16 protein-coding genes are annotated in these 10,268 nt (G+C 52.2%); 10 read left to right on the forward strand and 6 right to left on the reverse strand.

Annotated features, from left to right (window positions below; translation table 11 throughout):
- The coding region (locus HN413_15180) for a cyclic nucleotide-binding domain-containing protein (GenBank protein ID MBT3391740.1) at window positions 1-346 on the reverse strand (346 nt) is incomplete at its 3' end.
- A 261-nt stretch (window positions 347-607) separates the two neighbouring features.
- Between HN413_15180 and folE the strand changes: the two genes are divergently transcribed.
- Window positions 608-1,243 (forward strand): GTP cyclohydrolase I FolE, encoded by a 636-nt coding sequence (gene folE, locus HN413_15185; protein ID MBT3391741.1) that lies wholly within the window; start codon window positions 608-610, stop codon window positions 1,241-1,243.
- A 70-nt stretch (window positions 1,244-1,313) separates the two neighbouring features.
- On the opposite strand, the gene folK is transcribed toward folE, so the two are convergent.
- Genes folK through HN413_15210 form a run of 5 tightly spaced genes read right to left on the reverse strand, consistent with a single transcriptional unit; the run spans window position 1,314 to window position 4,139 of the window.
- Window positions 1,314-1,814, reverse strand: a complete 501-nt coding sequence (gene folK / locus HN413_15190) for a 2-amino-4-hydroxy-6-hydroxymethyldihydropteridine diphosphokinase (protein ID MBT3391742.1) — start codon at window positions 1,812-1,814, stop codon at window positions 1,314-1,316.
- Window positions 1,798-2,148 (reverse strand): dihydroneopterin aldolase, encoded by a 351-nt coding sequence (locus tag HN413_15195; GenBank protein MBT3391743.1) that lies wholly within the window; start codon window positions 2,146-2,148, stop codon window positions 1,798-1,800. Before HN413_15195 ends, folK begins: the two co-directional genes overlap by 17 nt.
- 10 nt (window positions 2,149-2,158) lie before the next feature.
- Complete coding sequence (locus HN413_15200; protein MBT3391744.1) at window positions 2,159-2,884, reverse strand: SDR family oxidoreductase; 726 nt, start codon at window positions 2,882-2,884, stop codon at window positions 2,159-2,161.
- A complete protein-coding gene (locus HN413_15205; GenBank protein ID MBT3391745.1) occupies window positions 2,868-3,620 on the reverse strand; it encodes a hypothetical protein in 753 nt (250 codons plus the stop codon). Before HN413_15205 ends, HN413_15200 begins: the two co-directional genes overlap by 17 nt.
- Entirely contained in the window at window positions 3,621-4,139 is a 519-nt protein-coding gene (locus tag HN413_15210; GenBank protein MBT3391746.1) for a TlpA family protein disulfide reductase, read from the reverse strand.
- 231 nt (window positions 4,140-4,370) lie between these two features.
- On the opposite strand from HN413_15210, the gene HN413_15215 reads away from it, so the two are divergent.
- The 9 genes from HN413_15215 to HN413_15255 form a co-directional block, all read left to right on the forward strand.
- Window positions 4,371-4,697, forward strand: a complete 327-nt coding sequence (locus tag HN413_15215; protein MBT3391747.1) for a hypothetical protein — start codon at window positions 4,371-4,373, stop codon at window positions 4,695-4,697.
- A 15-nt stretch (window positions 4,698-4,712) separates the two neighbouring features.
- The gene (locus HN413_15220) at window positions 4,713-4,940 is read left to right on the forward strand and encodes a thioredoxin family protein (protein MBT3391748.1); all 228 of its coding nucleotides are present in this window, start codon (window positions 4,713-4,715) and stop codon (window positions 4,938-4,940) included.
- A 147-nt stretch (window positions 4,941-5,087) separates the two neighbouring features.
- Window positions 5,088-5,360, forward strand: coding sequence for a metal-sensitive transcriptional regulator (locus HN413_15225; GenBank protein MBT3391749.1), 273 nt, complete (start codon window positions 5,088-5,090; stop codon window positions 5,358-5,360).
- Window positions 5,361-5,408: 48 nt separating this feature from the next.
- On the forward strand, window positions 5,409-5,612 hold the full coding sequence (locus HN413_15230) for a heavy-metal-associated domain-containing protein (GenBank protein MBT3391750.1): 204 nt from the start codon (window positions 5,409-5,411) through the stop codon (window positions 5,610-5,612).
- Window positions 5,613-5,722: 110 nt separating this feature from the next.
- A complete protein-coding gene (locus HN413_15235; GenBank protein MBT3391751.1) occupies window positions 5,723-8,122 on the forward strand; it encodes a heavy metal translocating P-type ATPase in 2,400 nt (799 codons plus the stop codon).
- A gap of 8 nt (window positions 8,123-8,130) precedes the next feature.
- Window positions 8,131-8,361, forward strand: a complete 231-nt coding sequence (locus HN413_15240) for a redoxin domain-containing protein (GenBank protein ID MBT3391752.1) — start codon at window positions 8,131-8,133, stop codon at window positions 8,359-8,361.
- Between the two features lie 9 nt (window positions 8,362-8,370).
- Entirely contained in the window at window positions 8,371-8,724 is a 354-nt protein-coding gene (locus HN413_15245) for a redoxin domain-containing protein (protein ID MBT3391753.1), read from the forward strand.
- A gap of 5 nt (window positions 8,725-8,729) precedes the next feature.
- Window positions 8,730-9,521 (forward strand): cytochrome c, encoded by a 792-nt coding sequence (locus HN413_15250; GenBank protein MBT3391754.1) that lies wholly within the window; start codon window positions 8,730-8,732, stop codon window positions 9,519-9,521.
- Window positions 9,522-9,679: 158 nt separating this feature from the next.
- On the forward strand, window positions 9,680-10,268 hold a 589-nt coding region (locus HN413_15255; protein MBT3391755.1), incomplete at its 3' end, for a hypothetical protein.

Consider the following 10,268-nt stretch of genomic DNA (forward strand, 5'->3'; position numbering starts at 1 on the left):
AAAGAGCTTTGAAATCGGCATTATGGATTACCTGCACGCGAGTGTTGTCTTGTAGTACCTTCACAGTGGCGGAGCGTGGTCCTTTATCGACGAGTGCCATTTCGCCGACAACCTGGCCGCTGCCCAAATGAATAATACTTTGAGGCGTGGGCGCAGCGGCTCGAACCAATACTTCGGCAGCGCCCTGTGAGATGATGTAAAATTCATCTCCGATCTCGTTTTCAGTAACAAGTATTTCGCCCTTGCTAAGATTGCGTGACTTACATATTGCAGCAATGGCTTCCAGTTCTTCGGTATTCAGCCCTCTGAAGAGTTCAATGTTGCGAATTAACTCTAATAAGTTCATCTCTCCTCCAATAACTACGCCTGATAGATATTGTAGCTTGCTTTCAGATGATTGACAACATTCGACTTACTGGCGGCTTGACTTCTCGGCGCAATCCATTAGACTTAATGGCCTTGTGAGCCTTAATTACAGCCGGGTCTCTGGAAATCACTGTGGTGGTTATTCGTATTTGGGGATGTGAAGCGGGCTTTGCCCGCTTCACATCCCCAAATACAGGGTTTTTCATGGTAGTTTCAAAGAGCCTTATGGTCAGGATATCTTATGCAACAAAATTATGATACCGTACGCAAAATAGCCGACCTTTTTGAAAATGGCGGCATTGACGAAAAAGAGATTGAAAAAGCTATTAAAGTCATTATCGAAGCGGTTGGCGAAGACCCGCAACGTGAGGGTTTGCAACGCACCCCCGAACGGGTTGCCAGTGCGTATAGCGAGTTGTTGGCAGGTTATCGCACCGACCCCATCGAGTTGCTGAACGGCGCGTTATTTGAAGTGAATTACGATGAAATGGTCATCGTGCGCGATATTGAATTCTACAGCCTTTGTGAACATCATATGATCCCATTTTTAGGACGGGCGCACGTTGCCTATCTTCCTAATGGGCGCGTAATCGGGCTTTCAAAAATCCCCCGCATTGTCGATATGTTTGCCCGCCGCTTGCAAGTACAAGAGCGCATGACGCAGCAAATCGCCGATCTGATTGATGAACTTTTAGACCCGCGCGGTGTAGCGGTTGTGCTCGAAGGCGTACATCTTTGCTCCATGATGCGCGGCGTAAAAAAACATGATGCCCGTATGACCACATCGTCCATGGTGGGGCACTTTCGGAGAAATATGGCGACCCGGCAGGAATTTCTGGATAATATCAGTCGAGGATCAACTCCCCTGCGATTTTAGAAGTCCTCAAAAATAAACGGGATATTCGGACGAGCGTTTGGGGTGATCCTGTTTCCGGGCGCTGGTTTACTCATTGGGGTGGATTCAATAAAACTTCGGCGCGCAATGTGATGGGGGTTTCTGCGAGCAAATCATTGGCAAGATCGCACAACCGTCTGCCATCCTGTGGTTGCTGCAACTCGGGCAGCAATTCTGCAACAGGCACAGCCAGATGGGCATACTTCCACAGATCAGGTTCAATCAGCACATCATCAATCAGCAACACATCCAGATCAATCGTGCGCGCGGCGAATTTGTCGTTGGTGCGTACGCGCCCTAATTGACTTTCGATAGCGCGCAGTTGTGTTTTTAGCGCCTCTGCCGTTGCCGATGATTCGATTAGCATTGCCGCATTGATATAATTGCCGCAGCCCGTACAGCCTACTGGAGGCGTTTCCCAGGCGCTGGAAATTGCCAATACCGTGAAATAATCGTGGAGCAACGCCGCCGCCCTGGGAATATTGACAGCAGGTTCGATGTTGCTGCCCAATTCGATACAAACGCGTTGCATGGGGTTATCTACTACGCTCAATTTCAACTCCCACCGATTTGGCAAAACGCACCGCGCCTGGTTTTTCTACGCGCACGATCACTTTTTCGACCTGCGGCTCACCCAGGCAAATATCTGCCAGATCGGCGGCCAACGCCTCTACAGTGAGGCGCTCGGCAGTTTCGGCGTGCGCCTGTACCTTTTTGGCTACTGTGCGATAGTTTATACAGTCGGCGATGTCGTCGCTTTGTGAGGCCAGACTTTGATCGCTAAACAGCGTAATATTTATCAGCATTTCTTGCAGCTTCTTGCGCTCCCAATCCTCAATGCCGATAATGCCGCGGGCTACCAAATCTTTGATGATGGTTTTATCCATATGTTCTCCTTCAGACCAGGTGCCTGCCACCGTCCAGGTGAATAATCTCTCCGGTGATATAGCTGGGGCCAGTCAGCAAAAAGAGCAGTGCTTCCCCGACTTCGTCAAGTATGGCCCAGCGCCCCGCCGGAACATTCGCCAGCAAGTCTTCGCTGAGATTGCCATCGCTGGGCGGCAGAATTGCGCCAAAGGCCAACCCGTTGACAGTGATATTGGGGGCCAGGGCAATTGCCAGCGACCGGGTCAGCGCGGCCAGCCCGGCTTTACTGATCGTGTAGGGCAAATGATCGGCTTCCGGGCGCAGGGCGCGCCAATCGAGGATATTGATGATGCGCCCCGGCACATCTGCGTCGATGTGGGCCGCAAAAGCCTGACTCAGCAGAAAGGGCGCACTCAGGTTGACGCGCTGATGTCGCTCCCAGTCTTCCAGGCGCGTGTTTTCCAGCCGGAGGGCATCGAAAATAGATGCATTATTCACCAACGCAAAGAGTGGGTCGAATTGCACCGCCTTGGGGATGAGCGCGGTAATTTGCGCCGGATCATTGAGATCGGCCTGAATGATATGCGCATTGCGCCCCAGGGCTTGAATTTCGCTTTGGGTTTGAGCCGCCTCGACGGGAGAATGGCCGTGATGCAAAATGACATCGCCGCCCGCGCGGGCTACGGCCAATGCCATTACCTTGCCCAGCCGCCGCGCCGCGCCGGTGATCAGAATCGTCTTACCGCTCAGGGGCATGGGCTTTCTCCGGGCGCAGCAGCATGAATAAGCTCAGGGCTAGCACAAGCCAGGCGATGACCTGCGCGGCGCGCAAGTTGTTGAAGATCAGCACGCTGTCGCCGCGGAAAGCTTCGGTGAAGAGGCGCGCCGCCGCGCTGAGGGCAAGAAATCCCCAGAAGATGCCACCGGCCAACCCCGGGGCCGAGTCAGAAATTCTTCGTGCGCGGAGCCAGAGCCAGCCTATAATTAGAACTGCCAACAGGGTGTCGTAAATCTGCGTGGGGTGACGATCCAATCCCCATAAATGAATGCTCCACGGCAGGTTGATTTCTGCGCCAAAGGCTTTTCCCGAAGCGAAATTGGAAAGATGGAAGCCGATGCTTGCCACAGCCAGAAAAGGAGTGAGCGCGTCGAGGGTATGCCACAAGGCCAGATTTTTGCGATTGGCGTAGATCAGCATTGCTAGCAAACCAGCCGCGCTGCCGCCGATGGGATCGAGCAGGCCGGAATTGAGCGAGAAAAGGTTGAGTGGAGCCTCGGCGAAAGCAGCCCAGTGCTGAGCCGCGTAGCTCAAGCGCGCGCCAAGAATTCCGGCGATAAAGGCGAAAAAAGTAAGGTTGTAAATATCGTTGGCGGTGCTTTCGAAGCGTGCGGCCAAACGCTCTGCCAGTAATAGGCCGAGCCACATGCCCAGGATGAGGAAAAGCCCAGGCGCTTGCAAGGGGAGCGGGCCGATTTGAATCAGGGGCAGCATTTAGGGCGCCTCCTCGAACAGGTTTTCAACGCGCGTGCGGATCAGGGTTTCGGACATGCCGCCGATGACCACTTCGCGGATGATGCCATCGCGCCCGACAAAAAATGACGTTGGCAGCGAAGAAATTTGGTAGCTGTGCGAAACTATTCCGTCAGTGTCCAGCAATATGGGGAAAGCGAGGTGCTTGTCGGCGACAAAGTCGGCTGCTTTTGCGAGGGTATCTTGTTGGGTGGCATTGACCGCCAAAATCACAAAGCCTTGTTCCTGGAAGTCGCGATAAACGCGCTGCATGGCGGGCATTTCGGTGCGGCAGGGCGGACACCAACTGGCCCAAATATTGATGAGTACCGGCTGGCCGCGCAGCTCGCTGAGTTGGATGGTTTCCCCCGCGAGGGTGTTCAGTGTGAAATCAGGGGCCAGAAAGCCCTCCTGCGGGGCGGGGATCGCTCCAGCGGTGGTGCTGTTTTCGGGGGTCGCACTGAGCCAGATCCAGCCCGCGCCGATGAGCAGGATAGCCATCGAAATGATGGGCAGGTATTGTTTGAATTTAGCGTTCATGGTGTGCCTTTTGGCGTGGAAATTTTCGCTGCGCAGTATACAGATTATGCGTTGGTAGTGTATGGGGGATGACGGTGTGTGTCAAGGTTTCGCAAGGGTAAGAGAATATATACTTATCTACTCTTAATTGTAGCGTCATTGACGTGCGTATTGATGGCGCATACAATCTAATTCTGGAAAGGAGTAAATTCTATGAAAAAACGAAAATGGATATTGGGTGTCGCGATTGTTGGGCTTCTCGCCATATTGCTGGCGGCTTGTTCCGCAGCATCGCCCGCAACGGATGATGCTGCAGCGCCGGAGAGCGCGGTTGTTGAAGAAGCGCCTGTAATTGAGGTTGCTGAGGAACCAACAGCCGTTCCCATCGAAGCTGTAGCCGAAGAATCGACTACGGAGTCAGACGATATGGTAGATGATCCGCTGCCTGCCCCCCGCGCCGGTTTGGAAGCTACTGACCCGAGCACAGTGGCATTGGCATCGGGTTCATATCAATTGGTTGAATTCTTCGCTTTTTGGTGAGGCACCTGCCAATCCATGGCGCCCGTCGTGCACGGGCTAGAAGTAGAGTATTACGGTCAGGTCAATTTTGCATATCTGGATGTCGATGATGCCGCAAATGAGGCCATCAAACGAGAATTAGGCTATCGGGTTCAACCGCACTTTTTCCTGGTTGATTCGCAAGGGAATGTCGTTGAGCAGTGGTTAGGCAGGGTGGATGCGGCGGAGTTTCGGGCCGCATTTGATGCCGCCTTGGCGCAATAACTTGCCAATAGCATAAAAAAGAACGCATACAGCCCCGCCGACAGGCGGGGCTGTATGCGTTCTTTTAATCGACGGCTTGACAAATCAGACCGATATAGGTATGATTGTAGTCCCTACCCCCCTGGGGGGGGTAGTTAGGAGGTCCCGATGATGAAGCACGAAGACGCGCTGAAGCGCCTAAAAAATGTCGAAGGTCATGTGCGCGGTATTCAGCGCATGATCGAAGAGGATAAATATTGTATCGATGTTATCCATCAGGTTCATGCAGTGCAATCAGCGTTGAATAAAATCAGTTCCATGATTTTGGATGACCATTTGAATACTTGTCTGATTTCAGCAGTGCGCGGTGAAAACCCCGATGAACGCGAGCGCGTACTTCGGGAAGTCACTGAAATCTTCGAGGCTGCCACCAAAGTTTGAGTTGTATAACGTCCAATAAAAAATCTATTCACACGATAGGAGTTTTCGATGACCACTGTAACTTATAATATCCCTAATATTTCTTGCGGGCATTGCGTCCACACGATCAAGATGGAAGTTGGCGACCTGGCTGGCGTTTCAATTGTGGATGCCAGCGCCGAGAGCAAAACCGCCACCATCGAATTTGATGTCCCCGCCAGCGAAGATGCCATCAAGGCCCTGCTGGCTGAAATCAATTATCCGGCGAAATAAACCCTCAACAAAGGATATTCGAGCGTTCTGCGCTTCAATATCCTTTGTTGGCTTAACCTAAAAGAGGCCTCGTGTCTGAAACCAAACAAATCATTTTACCGATAACTGGTATGACTTGCGCCAACTGCGTAGCCGCGGTTGAGCGGAATATTAAAAAAGTGGATGGCGTAGCCGGGGCGACTGTCAACCTTTCTTCGGAACGCGCCACAATTGAGTTTGATTCCCAACTCGTTGGCATCGGCGATTTTATGGAACGCATTCAGCGCGCCGGTTATGGTGTCGCTACCGGTGAGGCCGATTTTGTCATCCAGCGCATGAGCGACGACAATGACGCTCGTCGCTTGGAGAAAACTCTACAAGCCGTGGACGGCGCGCTTTCTGCAAATGTCAATTTTGTGGCGGGTCGGGCGCGGGTTGAATATATTCCCACCGTGGTTAGCCAGGCCGAACTGCGCCAGGTCGTGCGTGGCGCCGGTTTCGAAGCTGTGACTTTGGGCGGTGAAACTGAAGACGCCGAACAAAAAGCCAGAGAAGCTGAGATCAATCAGCAACGCCATTTGCTGATCGTTGGGTTGGTTTTCGCGCTGCCGCTATTTCTCTTTTCAATGGCGCGTGATGTCAATTTGCTGCCAATGTGGGCGCACCAATCCTGGGCCAACTGGCTGATGTTCGCCCTCGCCACGCCGGTGCAATTCTACGTGGGCTGGCAATATTATGTTGGGGCCTTCAAATCGCTGCGCAACCGCTCTGCCAATATGGATGTGCTCGTGGCGATGGGTTCATCCGTGGCCTATCTTTACTCCATTTTCGTGCTGGTCGGCGTTCTGCCCGGCCACGTTTATTTTGAAACCTCGGCGGTGATTATCACGCTGATAAAAGTTGGTAAATATCTCGAAGCGCGCGCAAAAGGGCGCACCAGTGAAGCCATCAAAAAGCTGATGAGTCTGCGCGCCAAAACCGCCAGGGTGATGCGCGACGGCGCTGAGATCGAAATCCCTGCCGATGAAGTTCAGGTTGGCGATGTGGTGATTGTGCGTCCCGGCGAAAAAATCCCTGTCGATGGAGTGATCCTCGAGGGTCGATCTGCTGTCGATGAATCGATGATTACCGGAGAATCCCTGCCGGTTGAGAAAGGCCCCGGCGACTCGCTCGTCGGCGCTACGCTCAATAAGTTGGGTTTACTCAAATTTGAGGCAGTTAAAGTCGGCAAAGAAACGGCCCTGGCGCAAATCATCCGGCTGGTGGAAGAAGCGCAGGGCAGCAAAGCGCCTATCCAGAAAATGGCCGATCAGGTTTCGGCAATTTTTGTACCCGTGGTGATCACGATTGCCGCACTCACTTTTTTGGTCTGGTATTTCATTGTTCCGGTTAATCCGCTTTTAGAAGTCTCCCAATTCACGCGGGCGCTGATCAACATGGTCGCTGTGCTGGTTATCGCCTGTCCCTGTGCGATGGGGCTGGCAACACCCACCGCAGTGATGGTTGGCACAGGTAAAGGCGCAGAGATGGGCATTTTGCTCAAATCGGGCGAAGCTCTCGAGCGGGCAGGTCGCCTGACCACGGTTGTACTTGACAAGACCGGTACGATCACTAAAGGCCAGCCCGCGGTAACGGATGTTGTTGTGGCTGAAGCTGCGCAATTGGACGAAGATGAACTCTTGCGGCTGGCGGGTTCGGTTGAAAAAGGTTCTGAGCATCCCCTGGGCGAAGCGATCTGGGCCGAAGCTGGCAACCGCGGCTTGAGTCTATCTACGCCCGAAGGATTCCGCGCCGAAGTGGGGCATGGCGTTTTGGGGCAAGTCGATGGCCGTCAGGTGCTGGTTGGCAACCCGCGTATGATGGCGAGCCACTCACTGGAGTTAGGCGATCTTGAAGCCCAAATTGAACGCCTGCAAGCCGAGGCCAAAACCGCCATGCTGGTCGCGGTTGATGGTCGTCTCGGCGGTGTGATCGCGGTCGCCGATACCATCAAGGAAGGCTCTGTAGAAGCGATTTCCCAATTGCGCGCTTTGGGCTTGCGTGTAGCCATGATGACGGGCGATAACGAGCCGACGGCGCGAGCAATTGCGGCTCAGGTTGGTATTGAAGATGTTTTAGCAGAAGTGCTGCCCGGCGACAAAGCCGCGGAAATAAAACGTTTGCAAGCTGCACAAGTCGCCAATTCTGCTGCTGTCGTTGCGATGGTGGGTGATGGCATCAACGATGCCCCTGCGCTGGCTCAGGCCGATGTGGGCATTGCCATCGGTACCGGCACCGATGTAGCCATGGCCGCCGCGCCGATCACCTTAATCAGCGGTGATTTACGCAGTGTGCCCAAGGCGATTGCGCTTTCACGCCGAACCTTGAAAACTATCCAGCAAAATTTGTTCTGGGCATTTTTCTATAATGTAATTTTGATCCCTGCTGCGGCGGTTGGTTTTTTAAATCCCATGTTGGCTGCCGGAGCGATGGCCTTTAGCAGTATTTTTGTCGTGACCAATAGCTTGCGTTTGCGACGCTATAACCCATAGGAGTTTCAATGTTTCAAAAACAGGAATTCTCAAGAAAAGCAAATATCCGCTGGATGATTTCGGTTGTAATCCTATTGGCCGCTTTTCTTTTGCAGGCATGTAGCAGTACTCCGGTAGGCGTGCAAGTAGGTACAGATGCCCCATCTTTTAGTTTGCCTTCTACGGATAGCAGGCTAATTTCGTTAGCAGATTACGCCGGTCAGCCGGTGTTGCTCTATTTCCACATGGCAGTGGGCTGACCGCCGTGTTTGCAGCAGATCGTTGATCTGCAAACAGACCCGGCCTTTCAGTCCCTGGATGTCGCTTTGCTGAGCGTTGCATTTGATACCACCACAGAACAATCTCAGGGCGTAATTGATTATGGAATTGACGAATCGGCCACACCCCTGCTATCGGACAGTGAGCACACAGTTTCTACGGCATACGATGTACTTCAGTGGGCTGTTGCAACCGGAGAACCGGGGCACACATTCGTTTTGGTGGATGCAAATGGAAAAATTGCCTGGATTCAAGATTATGGCGCGCCGCAAAATCGGGGTGTGATGTATGTTCCCGTTGAAGAATTAGTCAGTGAAATTACTACACATTTGAAGGAGAAATAAGAACGATGAAACGAATCTGGATATTGGTGGTGCTGGCTGTTATGCTCGCAGCATGTACACCCTCCGGGGATAGTGCCAGCACCGAAGTAGAATCCGCTTCCCCAGGTATGGGCATGGGGCCAGGCTCCGGCATGATGGAGCGCCACCGCGCCAGCGTCCCGGCTGATTTCGCTGGCTTGACCAACCCCATCGCCGCGGACGATGAATCCATCACCCGTGGTGAAGAAGTGTTCACTACGCAATGTGCTACCTGTCATGGCGATGGTGGCATGGGCGACGGTCCTGGGGGTGCCTCGTTGGATCCGGCGCCGGCTGCCATTGCACATACCAGCCAGATGATGAGCGATGCCTATTTATTCTGGCGTATCACGGAGGGCGGTATTCCTTTTGAGACTTCCATGATTCCGTATCGTGATATTCTCGACGAACAGGCGCGCTGGGATGTGATCAACTATATTCGCGCTTTGGGCAGCGGACAGGTGATGCCGCAGGGAAATATGGGCGGCAACGCCTTTGACCCGGAACTTGAAGCCGCCCAGCGTGCCGAGATGCTCTCCACTGCGGTTGAGCAAGGTGTGATTACCCAGGAAGAAGCCGATAATTTTAATCTTGTGCATGGTGAAGTGGACGTGTATACATCCTCCCAGGGAATTGCTGGCATGGGAAGTAGCGACCGCCCAGACGTGTTGGAAGCTGTTCTGTTGGAATTAGTCAATAGTGGAGTTTTGGCACAGGATCAGGCCGATTCATTCATGGATGTGCATGATCGCTTGATGGACGCGGGATTAATGCAGTGATATAGTGATGGCAGTTTACGGTCGTAAAAAAGCATAAAAATATCAGGGATATTTTTATGCTTTTTTGTATGATTTTTGGGAAGTAAGGAAAACACTTGAGTTTATGATTTGCCAGTATAATTGTGGTAATACCCCGGTAGCATATCAAGGAGCATAACATGAGAGTATTAACGCTTTTGGCGGATGAATATGACTTAGACCGTTTTAAGAAACGCTTGGCGTTAAGTGGTTATCATGTGATCCAGGCGAAAACGGAACAAGAAGCCTGGGATGTATTACAGCGCGATAAAATTCAGGTGATTGTGTTCGATTGTGATCTGGCCAAAACCGCACTTCTTGAGCAAATTCGCCGGTTAGAGCATAGTGGATATATTTATGCTTTTGCGCTGATTGCTCCTAGTGTAATGGCGAATGTAGAAGAAAATGAGCGCACTACGTTTGTAGATGAGTATATTGTAAAACCAGTAGAGCCCGATGAATTAATTGCTCGTTTGTCGGTGGTTGACCGATATATTCGAACTTTGTCGGCGCTTCGAGCCAAAAATGACCCCCCTGAGCCAATTCGCGACAGTATTACGGGGACTTTTACGCAATCTACGATTATTGAATTATTGTCTGCAGAAATTAGCCGTTCCAAGCGTTCGCACAAACCCTTTGCGTTAGCATTGTTGGCGCTAGATAATATTGATGAACTAGCAGTTTGTCGGAGAGGCAAGTACTTTGACAACATAAATAGCCCGATGGGGC

Source organism: Chloroflexota bacterium (assembly GCA_018648225.1).
Classification (GTDB): domain Bacteria; phylum Chloroflexota; class Anaerolineae; order Anaerolineales; family UBA11858; genus NIOZ-UU35.